Genomic DNA, 16,871 nt, shown 5'->3' with positions numbered 1-16,871 from the left:
CACTTATCCTCATTTGTCAGGATTTTCGATCAGCCGGAGCGCCTCTTCGTCGGAAAGCCCGGCGAGGGTGTCGAGCAGCATCGCCTCGACGGCGGCGGCGAAGTCGGCCACGGTGCGGCGCGCGAACAGCGTGCGGATCGGCACCTCGACGCCGATCATGGCCTTCAGCCGGGCCACGATGCGTACGGCGAGAAGCGAGTGCCCGCCGAGGTGGAAGAAATCGTCATGGGCGCCGACGGCGTCCAGCCCGAGGAGTTCCGCCCACACCTCGGCGACCAGCGCCTCGGCGTCGGTACGCGGCGCGACGTAGGCCGTCTCCCACTCGGGCGCGAACGACGGCAGCGCGGCGTGGTCGATCTTTCCGTTCGCGGTCAGCGGCAGCCGATCCAGGCGGACCCAGGCGCCGGGCACCATGTGCGGCGGCAGGCTCTCGGCCGCGTGCCGGCGCAACTCCTCCACCGGCGGCCCGCCCACCAGGTAGGCGACCAGCAGGTCCCCGCGCGCGACCACCGCGACCTGCCCGACGCCCGGATGGGCGAGCAGCCGCGCCTCGACCTCGCCGGGCTCGATCCGGAAGCCGCGTATCTTCATCTGGTCGTCCACCCGCCCGAGGAACTCGTACCGCGCGTCCCCGCGCAGCCGGGCGCGGTCACCGGTCCGGTAGAGCCGCCCACCGCCGGGAGTGAACGGGTCGGGGACGAACCGCTCCGCGGTGAGACCCGGCCGTCCGGCGTAGCCGCGAGCGACCCCGGCTCCGCCGATGTAGAGCTCGCCGACCGCTCCGGGCGGGACGGGGCGGCCGTCCTCGCCGAGCAGCCACACCGTGGTCTCGCCGATGGGCTCGCCGATCGGCGGGCGCCCCTCCCCCGTGGTGGAGAGCTCGGCGGCGGTGGCGATCACTGTGGCCTCGGTCGGACCGTACGTGTTGACCAGCCTGACCTCGGGGAAGCGCTGCCGCCACCGGGCGACCGCCACCTCCTCGACCTGCTCGCCGCCCAGGATGACCAGCCGCAGGGCCGGCGGCCACACCACGCCGTCCACCAGGTCGACGAGATGGTGCCAGTAGGCCGTGGGCAAGTCGAGCACGGTGACGTCCCGCCCCGCCGGGGAGGACAGCAGGTCGGGGAGCGTCGCGCCGCCGTCCGGCAGCAGCACCAGGGTCGCGCCCGACGCCAGCGCCGGATACACCTCCTCCACGTGCGCGTCGAAGCCGAGGGAGGCGAACTGGACGACCTGGTCGCCCGGCCCGAGCCCGTACTCGCGCGCCATCCAACGCACCCGTGCGGTCAGGGCGGCGTGTTCCACCACCACACCCTTGGGGGAACCGGTCGAACCGGAGGTGAAGATCAGGTACGCGGCGTCGCGGGCCGGTATCTCCTCCTCTGCCGCTGAGACGCAGTCGGCGGCGACGGAGCCGGGGACGACGGAGGCCGAGGCCGGGTCGACGACCGGAAGGCCCGGGGGGAGGCGACCGGCACCGGTACCGTCGGCGGCGGCGGCGATCACCGCGACGGCCTCGCTGTCCGCGCACAGCCGCGCCAGCCGGGCCGACGGCTGATCCGGATCCAGCGGAAGGTAGGCGGCCCCGGCCCGCAGCACCGTGAGCAGCGCCACCACGGCGTCGATCCCCCGGTCGAGGCAGACCGCGACCACGTCGCCCCTGCCGACGCCCCGGGCGCGGAGCACCCCGGCGAGCCGGTCCGCCCGCCCGATCAGCTCCGCGTACGTCACTTCCCGCGTGCCGCACCGGACGGCGACGGCATCGGGGTGGCGCGCGGCGGCCGCGGCGATCAGGGAGGGCACCGACGACTCCGGCAGCTCGGCGCCTGCCGTGCCGGAACCCCGTGTCGCCAGCGGCGCGGCGGCGGCGCGCAGGGTCGCCTCGTCGGCCGGGGTCAGCAGCGGCAGCGCGCGCACCGGACGGCCGGGGTCGGCGGCGATCCCCCGGCACAGCACATCGAACCGGTCGGCGATCCCCGCCACGGTGGCGGCGTCGAACAGGTCCTGGTCGTAGGAGAACACCACGGACAGCCCGTCGAGCTCCCGCCACACGTCCACCGACACGTCGAACTTGACCTGGGCGTGCCCGTGCTCGAAGACCTCGACGGACAGCCCGCCGAACCCGTGTGCCGGCCCGCCGCGGCCGTCCTGACTGTGCAGGATCAGCATCGTCTGGAACAGCGGCGTGCGGGTGACATCCCTGCCGAGGTCGAGTTCGGCGATCAGCCGTTCGTACGGAATCTCCTGGTGTTCCAAATCGTCCATGACGGACCTGCGGGTGGCGGCGAGGAACTCGTGGAACGCGGGGTCACCCCGCAGGTCGCCGCGCAGCGCCACCGTGTTGGTGAGATTGCCGACGACGTCCTCCAGCTCGACCCGGTCCCGGCCCGCGGTGACCGAGCCGACGACGACGTCGTCCTGGCCGGTGTGCCGGGCCAGCAGGACCTGGTAGGCGGCCAGCAAGGTCATGAACAGGGTGGCCCCGTGCTCCTTGCCGAGCCGTTCCAGCGCGGCCGTGACCTCCTCGGGCAGCCGCAGGGCCACCTGCCCGCCCGTCCGCCCCCGGTCACCGGCGGGCCGGGGCCGGTCCGTCGCGAGGTCGAGGGCGGGTGGGCCGGCCAGCCTGCGCCGCCAGTACTCCAGCGACCCGGCCACGTTCCTGCCGTGCTGCCAGGCCGCCACGTCGCCGTACCGCACGCCGGGTGGCGGCAGGACCTCGCCCGCGTAACACCGGGCGAGGTCGTCCATGACGACGTTCAGCGACCAGCCGTCGCCGAGGATGTGGTGGATCACCCAGCACAGCACGTGATCGTCGTCGGCGATCCGGACGAGGCTGATCCGGTACGGCGGCGCGTCCGCCAGGTCGAGCGGCGCGTTGGTCCGGTCGGCGACCAGCCGCCGCGCCTCGTCGTCGTCCCGCGCGTCGACGTCCTCCCACGTCACCGGGCCGGGCGGCTCGACGACGACGGCGGGGGCGCCGTCCACCTCCGGGAAGCGGGTGCGGAGCGTCTCGTGCCGGGCGGTGACGCCGCCGAGCGCGCGGGCGAGCGCCTCCCTGTCCAGCGGGCCGCGCAACCGCCTGACCAGGTACATGTTGTAGGCGGCGTCGGCCGGGGCGAACCGGTGCAGGAACCACAGCCGTTCCTGTGCCGCCGACAGCGGCGGTACGGTGCCCGCGGGCCGGGGCGCGATCGCCTCCCGGGTGCCGGGCGCGCGGTCCTCCAGCGCCGCGGCCAGCCGGGCCACGGTGGGCCGGTCGAACAGTTCCCGCACCGCGACCTCGGCGCCGAGCGCGGCGGCGAGCCGGGCGGTGGCCCGGGCGGCGAGCAGCGAGTGGCCGCCGAGCGCGAAGAAGTCGTCGTCGGCGCCCACCGCCTCCACATCGAGCACATCGGCGAAGACGGCGGCGACCCGGCGTTCGGCCGGGGTGGCGGGAGGGCGGCCCGAGCCCGGTGCGGCGACCTCCGGATCGGGCAGGACCTGCCGGTCCACCTTGCCGTTGGGCGTGAGCGGCAGCGCGCCGAGCGGCATGACGACCGCGGGCACCATGTACGCGGGGAGCACCGCCGCGGCATGCTCGATCAACACGCCCGGATCGGGCGGCGCCCCACCCGGAGCGCCCCCGGCGGGCACCACGTAGGCCACCAGCCGCTCGGCCCGGACCACGACCGCGGCCTGGCCGACCGACGGATGCTCCGTCATCCGGGCCTCGATCTCGCCCAGCTCGATGCGGTGACCGTGCAGCTTCACCTGCCCGTCGGTACGGCCCAGGCATTCCAGCCCACCGCCGGACGACCATCGGGCCAGGTCGCCGGTGAGGTACATCCGGCTGCCCGGCGGGCCGTACGGGTCCGGCCGGAACCGGTCGGCGGTCAGCCCGGCCCGGCCGAGATAGCCGCGGGCCAGGCCGGTCCCGGCGATGTGGAGGTCGCCGATCGTCCCGTCGGGGACCGGCCGCAGCCACCGGTCCAGGACGTACACGCGGGTGTTCGCGATCGGGCGGCCGATCCGGACGCCGCCCGCGATGTCGGCGGGCACCTCCCAGCAGCTCGACCAGATGGTCGTCTCGGTCGGACCGTACACGTTGAACAGCCGCGCGACGCGTGGGCGCAGCTCGGCGGCGAGCGCCTCGGGCAGCGCCTCGCCACCGGCGAGCGCGACCAGCGACGACCGGTCGAACCCGGCGTCGAGCAGCATCCGCCAGCCCGACGGGGTGGCCTGGACGTGCGTGACACCGTGCTCGGCGACCAGCCGGGCGAGCCGGGCACCGTCACCGGTGGCTGGTTCGCGGGCGATCACCACCCTGCCGCCGGTCACCAGCGGCAGGTACAGCTCCAGCGCCGAGATGTCGAACGACAACGACGTCGACGCCAGCCACACGTGTCCCGGCCCGGCTCCGAGCCGGTCGCGGAACGACAGCAGCAGGTTGGCCAGCGCCCGGTGCTCGACCGCGACCCCCTTGGGTCTCCCGGTCGAGCCGGACGTGTAGATCACGTACGCGAGGTCGTCCGGTCCCGGGGCGGTCCTCAGGGGCGGGAGATCGGCGGCGACGCCGTCTCCGGGATCGTCGAGCAGTACGACCGGCCGGTCCCCCGGCAGCCGGTCCCGTAGCCGCCGCTGGGTGAGCAGCAGGTCGGCGCCGGAGTCCGCGAGCACGAACGCCAGCCGCGGCGCCGGGTAGGCCGGGTCGAGCGGCAGGTAGGCCGCGCCCGTCCTGGCCACGGCGAGCAGCCCGGCCAGCATCTCGACCGAACGTTCCGCGCAGAGTGCGACCAGGCGTCCCGGCCCGGCTCCGGCGACGGCGAGCCGGCGGGCGAGCCGATCGGTCGCCGCCTCAAGCTCGGCATAGGTCAGGGTCTCCGCCCCGCACACCACCGCCACCGCGTCCGGATCGCGGCCCGACAGGCCGAGCAGGCCGGGCAGCGTCACGTCCGGGTACGGCACGGCGTCGTCACCCGCCCTGGCGAGGATCGCGGCGCGTTCGCCGGGGGCGAGCAGGTCGAGCCGGGACAGCGGCACGTCGGGATGCGCGACGACCTGGCCGAGCAGGGCCGTGAACCGCGCCGCCATCCTCTCGACGGTGCCCCGATCGAACAGGTCGGCGTCGTAGACGACGTACGCGACCAGACCGTCAGGGGTCGGATGGACCTCCAGTGACAGGTCGTTCTGCGCGTGCGGGCCACCGGTGACGAAGGGAGCGCTGAACGGCTCCACCCTGATGCCGGGCAGGGTCATCCGGCGTCCTTCGGCCTCCTGGTGCACGCCGAACTGGGCGCGGAACAACGGTGCTCGACCGCGTTCCCCACCGTGTCCCCCGCCGTGTTCCCGGCCCGGCGCGACCTCCCGCACCAGCCGTCCGAACGGCACGCCCCGATGGGAGAGCGCGCCGAGCACCCCGGCCCTGGTGCGGCCGAGCAGCTCGCCGAACGACGGATCGCCGGACAGGTCGCCCCGGAACACGAGGGTGTCGAGGAACAGCCCGACGACCCCTTCAAGCTCGGGCCGGTCCCGGGTGGAGACCACGGAGCCGACGCACACGTCGTCCTGCCCGGAATGGCGGGCGAGCAGCACCTGGTAGGCGGCGAGCAGCGCCATGAAGAGCGTGCACCGCCGCCGCCTGGCCAGTTCGGCGATCCCGGCGCCGACCTCGGCCGGCAGCCGCAGCTCGACCGATCCTCCGGCCGGCGTCGCTGCTCCGGTACGCGGCCGGTCGGTGGGCAGTTCCAGCGCGGGCGCCCCGGCCAGCCGGTCCCGCCAGTACTCCAGGGAGGTGGTGTCCACCGGGCGGGCCCGCTCCTCGGCGGCGTGATCTCGGTATCGGACCAGCGGCGCCGGCGGCACCGGACCTCCGGCGGCGAACGCCTGGTAGAACGTGCCGAGTTCTCCGGTGAGCACCCCGAGCGCCCAGCCGTCCACGGCGATGTGGTGGATCGCGATGTGCAGCACATGGTCCCGCTCGCCCAGCGTGATCAGGCAGGCGCGCAGCACCGGCCCGGCGGCCAGATCGAACGGGCGGCGGGTCCGCTCCGCCACGATCTCGATCGCCCGCCGTTCCCGTTCCTCGGCCGGGTACGCGGTGAGGTCGGCGTGGTCGAGGACCGGTACCGGGCCGGGCACCTGGACGGGAGCACCATCGGGGGCGGGATAGCGGGTACGGAGCGACTCGTGTCGCTCGACCACGGCGGCGAAGGCGCGACCCAGCGCGACCGTGTCCAGGTCGCCGAGCAGGCGTTCGGAGACGAACAACGTCGACGAGGTGTCGTCCGGGTCGAGCCGCTGCAGGAACCACAGCCGTTCCTGCGCGTGGGAGAGCGGCGTGCCCTCGATGCGGTCAGTTTCCATGGCCGGCCCGCAGCGGAGGGAGAACGGCTTCCGGCCGTTCGACGGCGGCCGTGACGAAGCCGAGGAAGGCGTCGGCCAGCTCGGCCACCGTGGCCGGGTCGTACCCGTAGTGGTTGTAGACGATGGCGCAACGCAGGCTGCCGTCGCGTTGCTCCTCGACGATGAGTTCCGGCGCGCTGAGATCGAGTTCACCGGGGTTGGCCGCCCACTCCAGCTCGACCTGGTCGCGGGGGAACGGGAACGGCTCCGAGAGCAGTCCGGGGAAGTGCGGCGCGCCGAAGCTCTCGTAGTGGATCCGCGAGGGGTAGGGCACACGCCGGCGGGCGTCCTGGTAGGCGTGGAACTGGTGGGCGACGGCGCCGACCGCGACCTGGCGTACCCGCTCCACCAGCTCGGTGTAGGTGGGGCCGCCGGAGGCGTCGAAGCGCATCAGCAGCGACTGCACCAGGCAGCCGATGATCGTCTCGTGCTCGGGGAGGGTCCGGCCGGGCACGGGCGACATGACGACCACGTCGGTGGTTCCGGTCCATTCGGCCAGCAGCCAGGTCCAGCAGGCGGCCACCGCCATGAACGGGGTGGCCCCCCGGGCTCGTGCCGTCCCGGCCAGACGTGCGCCGAGCCCGGCGTCGATCGGGAAGCCGTACCTGCGCCGGGAGAACATCGCGGTGTCCTTGCGGCCGGGGAACGGGGTGAGGTCGCGCGGCGCTCCGTCCAGCACCCGGTCCCAGTACGGCTGGTTGGCCGGCCACCGTGTGCGGGTGTACCGGCAGTAGTCGGCGTAGGTGATCGGGAGCGGGCGCAGCGGGCTGGGGTGCCCGGCGCGGAACGCCGAGTACACCAGGCCGAGTTCGCGCAGCAGCACGCCGAACGAGAACCCGTCGAAGGCGAAGTGGTGCACGGCGAGTACCAGCACGTGGTCGTCGTCCTCGTCCGGGCCGATGTGCACGACCAGCGCGCGGACCAGCGGGCCGGCGATCACGTCGTCCAGCCGCATCCGCTCGTGCCAGACGATTCGTTCCGCCTCGGCCTCGTCCCCTGCCCACGCCTCGGCGACCTCGGGCGGGAGGTCGTCCACCACACGCGCGGTCCCGTCCCCGCCGACCACGGTGCGCAGCGCCTCGTGCCGCAGGACCAGCGCGTTCAGGGTGCGGACCAGCAGCGGCACGTCCAGGGCGTCGGTGATCCTGATCGCGGTACAGCAGGAGCCGATGTCACGGACCGGCTCTGACTCGAACATCCAGTACAGGAAGTCCTCCTGCTGAGTGCTGAGCGCGGCCGTCTCCGGCCCGGCCGGTGCCACGAGGTCCGCGGCCGCCTCGTCGGCCGCCTCGTCGGGCGCGGAGACGGCCAGCGCGTCCTCGATCCAGCGGACCTGCGCGGTGAACTCCGGCCGTTCGAACGGCAGCGCCGCGGTGGCGGGCACGCCGAGCCGTTCCCCGATCAGCGCGGCGAGCTGGGCGGCGCGGAACGAGTCACCGCCGAGCGCGAAGAAGTCGCCGTCGTCGGAGACGTGCGGGACGCGCAGCACCCGCCGCCACAGCTCGCCCAGCGTGCCCCGCACGGTCGCCCGCGCGGTGGTCGGCCCGGCGGTCGGCGCCGTGACCTGCGCCGTGACGTGCGCGGTGGTCGGCCCGGTGGTCGGCGTGGTGGTCGGCGTGGTCCGTGTGGTCATTCGCCCTCCTTGTCGATCACGGTGGGGCCGTGGGCGTCGAGGTCGCTCCTGGTCCGGCGGACCAGCTCGGCGCACTCCTTGAGCGCCGGTATGGACAGCAGCAGGTCGTAGGTGTCGGGGAACCGCCAGAGCAGGTCCTCCAGCAGGTACCGCCAGTACGCGGGCCGCAGCTCGGGGAACTGGCGGAGCCACCGCTTCTGGTTCCAGGTGTGGTGGAACAGCGCGGCGTACGACGGCCCGTCCCACGACTCGGCCTCGACCACCCAGAACCGGCCGGTGACGGGCCGCGGGTCGATGCCCAGTGCCCTGGCCACCGCGGGGGCGAGGCGCTGCTCCGCGAAGGTCTGCCGGACGATCGGATCCGTCTCGGAAGGGCCGGCGTTGCCGGTCATGAACGCCATCGCCGCCTCCGCGTACGTGGCCCGGTGGACGTCGTCGAGGAAGACCGAGACGGCCATGTTGGCCGCCGGAGTGTCGAAGATCCACCGGGACAGGTCCGCGCCTGCCTGGTTGGGGACCTCGTCGACCGGCGGGTAGACGGCGTTGCCGGTCGACTCCCAGTGCGCGAAGACGAAACCGCCGCGGGCCAGCCCGGACAGCGGACGCCGCAGGTAGAGGTCGGTGTCGACGATCGCGAACGGAGCGGCGCGCAACGTCGCCGCGTAACTCTTGCCCGCCGCGAAGTAGAGCAGCGGATCGACGTCGAGCGTGTCCAGGCCGTCCAGTGCGGTGTCCACCCGGTCGTAGAGCGCGTCGAGCCCCTGCCCGGCGGCGTAGGCGGCGCCGAGCTCGTCGGTGATCAGTTCGACGCCGCCGTGGAACGCCCGCCAGGCGCGGACACTGTGCACGCTGGTGAGGATCTCCTCCACCGGCAGCCCGTAGGGGCCGTCCTCCAGAGCCCGGTCGCGGTGGCGGCGCAACCCCGCGCGATGAGGTCCGGTCCAGGCGACGTGCGCCGCAGGAACGATCATGATTCAGCCCTCCCCGCGCAGCCGCTCGATCGCCGCGCTGATGCCGGCGATCGTCGGGTCGTCGTAGTACAGGTGCAGCGGCAGGTCGGCCCCGAGCCGGGTACGCGCTCTGGCCGCGATCTGCGTGATCGTCAGGGAATGGCCGCCCAGCTCGAACAGGTCGTCGTCGGGGCCGACGCCGGTGACGCCGAGCACCGCGCACCAGATCTCGTGCACCTCGGCGGCGACACCGGTGTAGCCCGACGCCACGCCGGTCCCGGTCGCGGTCACGGATCCGGTCGCGGGTCCGGTCGCGGGTCCGGTCGCGGGTTCACTCGCGTGTCCGGTCCCGGTCATCCGCCGGGGCGGCGGCGCGGGCAGGGCGGCCCGGTCGATCTTGCCGTTGGGGGTGAGCGGCAGCGCGGGCAGCGCCACGAACTCCGCCGGCACCATGTACGGCGGCAGCGTGCGGGCGCAGTGCTCCCGCACATCCTCCGGCACCCGGCCGGTCCGGCCGCCTTCGGCCCAACGGTCGTCCAGGAGGTCGCCCGGAGCCCGCCGATCATCCGGATCGCCGACGACGAAGGCGACGATGCGCGCGTCGCCGTCCGGCGCCGGGGACGCGATCACCGCGGCCGAGTGGATGTCCGGGTGTTCGAGCAGCCTGGCCTCGATCTCGCCCAGCTCGATCCGGTGGCCGCGCAGCTTGATCTGGCCGTCGATGCGGCCGATGAACTCGATCTGCCCGCCGGCCCGGCGGCGCACCAGGTCCCCGGTACGGTACATCCGGCCTTTGCCGTACGGGTCGGCGACGAACCGCTCGGCGGTCAGCTCGAGCCGGTCGCGGTAGCCGACGGCGACGCCGTCCCCGGCGATGAACAACTCGCCCGGCACGCCCACCGGCAGCGGGCCGAGGTGCTCGTCCAGCACGTACGTCCGGGTGTTGGCCAGCGGTACGCCGATCGGCACGGAGACGGCGCCGTCCCCGGCGGCGGTCACCTCGGCGGCGGTCGACCAGATCGTGGTCTCGGTCGGGCCGTAGACATTGATCAGCCGTCCGGTCCTGGCCAGCAGTTCGCGGGCCAGCGGCGCCGGCAGTCGCTCGCCCCCGGCCAGCGCGGTCACGCCGGGACGGTCGAAGCCGCCGTCAAGCAGCATCCGCCACCCGGACGGTGTGGCCTGCACGTGGGTCACCGCCCGTGCGGCGGCAAGCGCGGTCAGCCCCCGCCCGTCCCTGGCCAGGGTGTCCGGGGCGATGACGGCCTGCCCTCCGGTGACCAGCGGCAGGTACAGCTCCAGCGCCGAGATGTCGAACGCCAGGGAGGTCAGCGCCAGCCAGACGTCGCCCGGCCCGGATCCGATCCGGTCCCGCATCGCGTGCAGCAGGTTCGACAGCGCCCGGTGCGGGATCTCCACCCCCTTGGGACGGCCGGTCGATCCGGACGTGTAGATCACGTACGCGAGGTCGTCCGGCGTCGGCCACGCCCCGGCATCCCCCGCCGCGGGGGCCAGCTCGTCCAGGACCAGCTCGTCCAGGACCAGGGTGGCCGCGTCGTGGCAGGGCAGGCGTTCCCGCAGCCGCGCTGAGGTCAGCACCAGGTCCGCGCGGGAGTCGGCCAGGACGAAGGCCAGCCGCTCCGCCGGATACTCGGGGTCCAGCGGGAGATAGGCCGCGCCCGCCCGGAGCACGGCGAGCAGCGCGGCCACCGTGCGCGCCGACCGCTCCGCGAGCACCGCGACGAGCGAGCCGCTCGCCGTGCCGGCCTCTCGCAGCCGAACCGCCAGGCCCTCCACCTCGGCGTCGAGCTCGCGGTACGTCATGCTCTCGGCGCCGGTTCCCCAGGAGAGCGCCACCGCGTCCGGGGTCCGGCGGGCCTGCTCGGCGACCAGTTCCGGCAGCGTGGCCGCCGGGTAGGCGACGCTCGTGTCGTTCCAGCCGGCCAGCAGCAGCTCGGTCTCGTCCACGCCGAGCAGGGGCACCTCGCGCAGCCGCGAGTCGGGATCCGCGGTGACGGCGGTGAGCAGTCGCAGCCAGTGCGCGGCCGTCCGCCGCGCGCTCTCCCCGTCCATCGCGGCCGGGTTGTACTGAATGATCACACCGAACCGGTCCGGACCGTCCACCACGTGGACGCGCAGCGCTCCCCGTACCGTGTGGTTGAACAGCACCCAGTCGACACGCGCGTCGACACCGGGGAACTCGGGCGCCGCCCCGCGCCTGCGGTAACCGAGTGAGATCGGGGCGAGCGCGACACCCGGCCGGACGCCGCGCACCGCGCGAGACAGCGGCACCTCCCTGACCCGGAACAGTCCCCGCAGGTCAGACCGCAGGCCGTGGACGAAGCGCTGGTTCTGCAGGAACCGGCGGAAGCTCCACTCCGGGTCGAGCCGGGCCGCGACCGGCAGCTCGTTGACGAACGCGCCGACGTGGCCGCGCGTCTCCTTGGTACGGGTGCCGAGGTCGACGGCGATCACCGGCTCGGCGTCGCCGTACCGATGGAGCAGTACGTGCAGCGAGGCGAGCACGATCTCGAACCGGCTGGAACCGGTCTCCTCGGCCAGCCGGTCGAGCGCGGCGCGCAGGTCGTCCCGCAGTGCCAGCTCGACCGAGGCGCCCTCGGCGGCGGCGGGGACCGGGCCGTCGAAGCCGGGCAGGATCACCTCGCCCGCCTGCCACCCGCGCCCGGCCCAGAATTCGCGGGCGAACGCCAGAGTGGCGGTGATCCGCGCCTCCTCGCGCTCGGCCAGACCGTCGTAGTCGAGCGGCGGCGGCTCGGCGGGGACCCCGCCGAGCCCGGTCCGGTACAGCTCGGCCAGGTCGGCCAGGAAGACCGAGGTCGACTCTCCGTCGAAGACCAGGTGGTGGGCCACGACGAGAAGGACGGACTGCTCCGGCCCCGACCGGAACAGCGTCAACCGGACGAGCGGGCCCGCCTCCAGGTCGAACGGGCGCACGATCTCCGCGCGTACCCGGTCGGGAAGGTCGGACGCGGCCACGTCCTCGATCACGAGCCGCGGCGCGGCGGGCGCGGGGACGAAGTACGGCACGCCGTCGCGCTCGGCCACGACGCTGCCCAGCAGGCGGTGCCGGGCGACCAGTGCCGAGCAGGCGGCGTCCAGCGCGGCGATGTCGAGCGGCCCCCGGAAGGTGACGGAGAACGGCATGGAGTACACCGTCCCCAGACCGCCGAGCCGTTCGTTGAACCAGATGCCCTGCTGGGCGAGGGAGGCCCGGATGGGCGGATGATCGGTCATCACTTGTCGACCACTTCCGATCATGGTGCTCAGGTGCGGATTGGGCACGCGGTATGCCTCGCGCGCGGGGTTCAGGACAAAAGCGGTTCAAGGTGCCGTTCGAACAAGGCGATGGCATGCTCGGCTGACCGTCCGGAGCAGTGGCCGGTCAACGTCCCGTCCGGCCGTTCCACGAGGGTCAGGCAGGGGGGCGCGTCCGGCGGCGGAGCCGGTGGCAGCGGCGACGGCTCCGCTCGGAGCCCCGGAAGGTACGGCTCCGGCCGGAGCACCTCGAAGGCGAAGCTCCCGGTGTGACCGCCCCAGTGGGCGACCAGGGGCCTCCCCAGTCCGGGGACCCGGTGGGCCTCGTCCTCGGCCTCGGCGGCCGCGGCGATCACTCGTTCCGCCAGCTCGGGACCCGGGACGACGGTGACGGGGACGTGCAGGACGAGCGGTCCCACCACATCGGCGAGGTCCGGACCCGGCCTACCGTGCGACCGGAGCAGCACGACCACATCGGCGTCCCGTTCCGGAGTCTCTCCGGGCAGCGCCGCCAGGGCGGCCGCCCACGCGGCGAGCGCCATCCGGGCGGGAGTGGTGCGCCGGGACCTCGCGGCCCGTCGCAGCCGGGCGGCGGTCGTGGGACCGAGAACGCGGTCCCCGCGCTCCGGCACCCCGCCGGCGAGCAGGACGGGCGCCTCGCGGGCGGCGCGCGCCGCACGCGTGGCGGCCGCCCGGTCATCCCCGGCGGCAGCGGCGTCGAGATGCTCGCCGAGGTGCCCGCCGACGTGGTCCGCGTACCCCGTGACGACAGGCGGCAGCGTGGCCTCCCTGCCGTCGAGCGCGGCGCCGTACAGCGTGCCGAGGTCCTGCAGGACGATGTCGAGCGACCAGTCGTCGCAGATCAGCGGGTGCGCGGCGAGGCCGAGCAGGCTGCCTCCCTCCGGCGCGTCGGCGAGCACGGCGCGCAGCAGCGGCCCACGCTCGACGTCGAAAGGCCGGTCCAGTTCGGTGGCCGGTTCCCCGACGCGCCGCGAGCGCGGTTCGCCTCTCCCGCCGTCGTCCCCTGCCGGCAGGTAGACGATCTCGGGTACGAGGCCGGGGAGGATCTCGGCTCGGGTCTCATCGCCGGGGAAGGTGAGGCGGAGCGCCTCGTGCCGGATCGCGACGTCGTGCAGGGCACGGCGCAGCACGGCCAGGTCGATCGTGTCGTGTACCCGCATCGCCACCCGGACATGCCCCGCGCTCCCCTCCGGGCGGGCGAGGAGGGCGCGCTGTCCGGCAGTGAGAGGGACCGGCCGCCCGGCGGCGGCGAACAGGTCGCGTACCGCGGATTTGAGGATCTTTCCCGCGTCGTTGCGGGTGAAGCTCTCCACGACGGTGATCCGGGTGGGCAGCTCGTGCCGGGCCAGCCGGGCCGTGAGGAAGTCGCGCAGCTCCTGCGTCGGGACCGGCGCGGACAGTCGCACGGCCGCCGCGGGAACGGCGCCCATCACCGGATGCGGGACTCCGACGACGGCGGCCTCGGCGACCATGGGGTGCTCGTGCAACGCGGCCTCGACACGCAGGGTGGAGACCTTCAGCGCCCCCGACTTGATCACATCGCTCTCGCGGTCGACGAGGTACAGGTAGCCGTCGACGTCGAGGCGGCCGAGATCCCCCATGCGCACCCATCCGTCCCGGAAGACGGTGGCGCCGGACTCCGGGTCGCCGACGTAGGACCGCGGCGGGGCCGGGGACCGCAGCCACACCTCCCCCACCTCGCCGGGCGGCAGCACGTCGCCGTCCGCGTCACAGACGCGCAGGTCACCCACCTCGGTGGGCCTGCCGAGCGACGACGGCCGCCGCGGATCGAGGATCATCGCGGTCTGCGCCGGAACGGCCTCCGTCGAGGTGTAGTAGTTGACGATGGTCGCGCCGGGGAACGCGGCGGCCAGGTCCTGCGCCACCGACGGCGGCAGCGCCGCGGCCGACGAGCTGAGCAGCAGGACGCTGGACAGGTCGTGCCGTCCCCGCGCGTCCGAGCCGAGCAGTTCGATGGCCATGGAGGGGACGAGGAAGACCGTGCCCACCTGGTACGCCTCGACGATCCGGCAGAACTCGGCGGCGTCGAACCCGGCCATCGGCAGTGCGGCCGGATGCGCGGTGAGCGTGTCCATCAGCATCATCTGCGCGGCGTTCGTGCCGATCGGGAAGGCGTGCAGGAAGAACCGCGAATGCGCGTACGGCCGCCGGGCCGGAGCCGGGGCGCGCCCGTACGCGAGGTTGGCGTGGCTGGCGCCGACGCCCTTCGCCGCGCCCGTGGTCCCGGAGGTGGAGATGATCTGCGCGAGCCACTCCGGCCGTACCTCGACCGTGACGGGCGCGTCGTCGCCCGACTCGATCGCTGCGACCGGAGCCGTCCACCGATGCCGGGACGCCGTGTCTCCCGGCCCCTCGTATCCCGGCGTCCCGTATCCCTGCCCTTCGTGTCCCTGTCCCGTGGACGAGCCGTGCAGCAGTGCGACGGCGGAGCAGCGGGCGAGGATGTCGTCGACCTCGGGGCCGGGCAGCCGGTCACTGATCGGTACGGCGGTGCCGCCGGCTTTGAGCACCGCGCAGAACGCGACCGCGTAGCCGATCCAGTCTCCGCCGAAGCGCAGGCCGACCCGGTCGCCGGGGCGCAACCCCCGGTCGAGCAGACCGCGGGCGACCGCGTTGGACCTGGTCTCCCACGCGCCGAAGGTCAGCTCGCCCCGTCCGGGCACGACGATCGCGATCTTGCCGGGCTCGGCCTCGGCCCGTGCCGTCAGCAGCGAGGGGACCGTCACCGGAACCATGTCAGGCACACCTCCCGTTCTCGTGTTCGGTGCTCGCGAGCGCACCCGCCTCACCGAATGACCTTGGGACCCGATCCGGTCGAACGCCGGACGATCAGTTCGGGCCTGAAGACGAGCTCGTGGTGCCGCGGGGGTGCCCCCGCGATCAGTTCGAGCAGCGTGTCGACGGCGGCGGTCGCCATCGCCTTCACGGGCTGGCGCACCGTGGTCAACGGCGGATCCGTGAACGCGACCAGCACGGAGTCGTCGTAGCCGATGACCGATACGTCGTCCGGCACCGACAGCCCCCGATCGCGGCACGCCCGGATCGCTCCGATCGCCATCAGGTCGCTGCCGCAGACGATGCCGGTACATCCCCGTTCCAGCAGGTGAGCCGCCGCGACCTGCCCGCCCTCGACGGAGAACAGCGAATGCGAGATCAGCTCGTCGGCGTCGCCGGTGCCGAGCAGCTCCTCCATCACCTGCCGGAACCCGTGGATCTTCCTGATCACCGGCACGAACCTGACCTGGCCGACCGCCAGCCCGACCCGCTCGTGCCCGAGATCGGCCAGATGCTGTACGGCAAGCCGCACCGCGACCAGGTCGTCGGTCGAGATGAACGGCGCCTCCACGTCCGCGGAATAGCCGTTCAGCAACACGATCGGCACTCTCTTGGCGATCAGCCGCGAGTAGCGGTCGGGTGGGGCGGTGGTGTCGGCGTGCAGCCCCGACACGAACACCATCCCGCTCACCCCGCGTTCCAGCAGCATCTCGATGAACTCGTCCTCAGGTACGCCGCCGGGCATCTGGGTGCACAGCACCGGCGTGTAGCCGTGCAGGGTCAGCGCCTTCTCGATCGCCTGGGCGAACGCCGGGAATATCGGGTTGTCCAGCTCGGGGGTGACCAGCCCGATCAGCCCGGTGCTGCGCTGCCTGAGTCGTTGCGGCCGTTCGCTTCCCATCAGGTCCAAAGCGGCCAGCACCGCCCGCCGGGCTGCCTTCGACACGCCCGGGCGGTCGTTCAGCACCCGGCTGACCGTGGCCTCGCTCACCCCGGCGTGCGCGGCGATGTCGCTCTGCCGCGGGACTCCGGCGGCAAGCGGGCTCGACGCCATCAGCGCCGCCGCCACCACGCGGTCGAGTCCGGCGCCAGCCGTGCCGTACCCGCGGCGGCAGTGATCACGTCCGCGCTGGCCAGCAGCAGCGCCCCGGGCACCGGCAGTTCCACGTCGTGGTCGTTCAGGTTGACCGTGCAGGTGAAGTCATCGCCCCTGGTGAACACCAGGGTCCCGTACGGGGACTCCAGCCAGCGGATCTCGCCGTCGCCGAGCGCCGAGTGCTCGCGGCGCAGCCGCAGCGCCGCCCGATACAGATTGAGCGTCGAGCGGGGGTCGCCGAGCTGGGCTTCCACGCTCAGCTCACGCCACTCCGGCGGAACCGGCAGCCAGCTTTCCCGCACTCCCGGCGGGGCGAAGCCGAACGGCGGTTCTGCTCCGCTCCACGGGATCGGCACGCGGCAGCCGTCCCGGCCGCTGTCGGGGTCGCGCAGCCGCTGCGGGTCCTGCAGGTACTCCTCCGGCAGGTCGAGCACCTCGGGCAGCCCGAGCTCCTCGCCCTGGTAGAGGTACGCGGAGCCGGGCAGCGCGAGCGTCAGCAGGGTGGCCGCCCGCGCGCGGCGCAGACCGGCCTCACCGCCGCCGTACCGGGTGACGTGCCGTTTCACGTCGTGGTTGGACAACACCCAGGTGGACGGCGCACCGACCAGCGACACGGTGGCGAGGGACTCGTCGATCGCGGCGCGCAACGGCCCGGCGTCCCATGGGGTGGTCAGGAAGTGGAAGTTGAACGCCTGGTGCAGCTCGTCCGGCCGTACGTAGT

General features: G+C 73.6%; 7 protein-coding genes. All 7 read right to left on the bottom strand.

The window, feature by feature from the left end:
- Positions 1-9: 9 nt before the first annotated feature.
- Positions 10-6,342, bottom strand: a complete 6,333-nt coding sequence (locus IMZ11_RS24630; protein ID WP_228644713.1) for a non-ribosomal peptide synthetase — start codon at positions 6,340-6,342, stop codon at positions 10-12.
- Complete coding sequence (locus IMZ11_RS24625) at positions 6,332-8,014, bottom strand: condensation domain-containing protein (RefSeq protein WP_228644712.1); 1,683 nt, start codon at positions 8,012-8,014, stop codon at positions 6,332-6,334. Before IMZ11_RS24625 ends, IMZ11_RS24630 begins: the two co-directional genes overlap by 11 nt.
- Positions 8,011-8,985, bottom strand: a complete 975-nt coding sequence (locus tag IMZ11_RS24620; RefSeq protein WP_228644711.1) for a hypothetical protein — start codon at positions 8,983-8,985, stop codon at positions 8,011-8,013. The genes IMZ11_RS24625 and IMZ11_RS24620 overlap by 4 nt, the downstream gene beginning before the upstream one ends.
- 3 nt (positions 8,986-8,988) lie before the next feature.
- Positions 8,989-12,216, bottom strand: a complete 3,228-nt coding sequence (locus IMZ11_RS24615) for a non-ribosomal peptide synthetase (RefSeq protein WP_228644710.1) — start codon at positions 12,214-12,216, stop codon at positions 8,989-8,991.
- A 71-nt stretch (positions 12,217-12,287) separates the two neighbouring features.
- Positions 12,288-15,014 carry an AMP-binding protein gene (locus tag IMZ11_RS24610; protein WP_228644709.1) on the bottom strand — a complete coding sequence of 909 codons (2,727 nt, stop codon included), beginning with the start codon at positions 15,012-15,014 and terminating at the stop codon, positions 12,288-12,290.
- Positions 15,015-15,064: 50 nt separating this feature from the next.
- Positions 15,065-16,108: a LacI family DNA-binding transcriptional regulator gene (locus tag IMZ11_RS24605; protein ID WP_228644752.1), complete on the bottom strand. Its 1,044-nt coding sequence runs from the start codon at positions 16,106-16,108 to the stop codon at positions 15,065-15,067.
- The coding region (locus IMZ11_RS24600; RefSeq protein ID WP_228644708.1) for an alpha-amylase family glycosyl hydrolase at positions 16,108-16,871 on the bottom strand (764 nt) is incomplete at its 5' end. The genes IMZ11_RS24600 and IMZ11_RS24605, both read right to left, overlap by 1 nt.

Origin of the sequence: Microtetraspora sp. AC03309, from assembly GCF_020826795.1 — a bacterium.
Taxonomy (GTDB): Bacteria; Actinomycetota; Actinomycetes; order Streptosporangiales; family Streptosporangiaceae; genus Microtetraspora; species Microtetraspora glauca.
The sequence above is the reverse complement of the archived record's forward strand: the minus strand, read 5'-3'. Positions and strand labels throughout refer to the sequence as shown.